Source organism: Streptomyces otsuchiensis, from assembly GCF_004305975.1.
Taxonomy (GTDB): Bacteria; Actinomycetota; Actinomycetes; order Streptomycetales; family Streptomycetaceae; genus Streptomyces; species Streptomyces otsuchiensis.
In genome coordinates this window covers 601-1,051 of the sequence record NZ_BHZI01000543.1, presented here as the reverse complement: position 1 = coordinate 1,051, position 451 = coordinate 601, and the positions used below count along the sequence as shown (strand labels likewise).

General features: G+C 71.8%; 1 pseudogene. It reads right to left on the bottom strand.

Annotated elements, in window-relative coordinates:
• Window positions 1-430, bottom strand: a pseudogene (locus tag E0D90_RS27530) (hypothetical protein); the annotation flags it as partial.
• Window positions 431-451: the final 21 nt, after the last annotated feature.

Sequence of the window (451 nt, the reverse complement as noted above, 5' to 3'; positions counted from 1 at the left end):
CGGTCGTCACGACGGAACCCACCACCACGCTCGTCGTCACGACGCGGGCCACGCGGGCGGTCGTCACGACGGTCATCACGGCGGAAGGGCGGCCGGTCATCATCGCGACGCGGACCACGGGGACGGTCGTCACGACGGTCGTCACGACGGTCATCACGGCGGAAGGGCGGCCGGTCATCATCGCGACGCGGACCACGGGGACGGTCGTCACGACGGTCATCACGGCGGAAGGGCGGCCGGTCATCATCGCGACGCGGACCTCGCGGCCGGTCGTCACGACGGTCATCACGGCGGAAGGGCGGCCGGTCATCATCGCGACGCGGACCACGGGGACGGTCGTCACGACGGAACCCACCACCGCGCTCGTCATCGCGACGCGGCCGGTCGTCCCGACGGAACGCGGGACGGTCATCACGCGGCCGGTCGTCACGACGGAACCCACCACCACGCT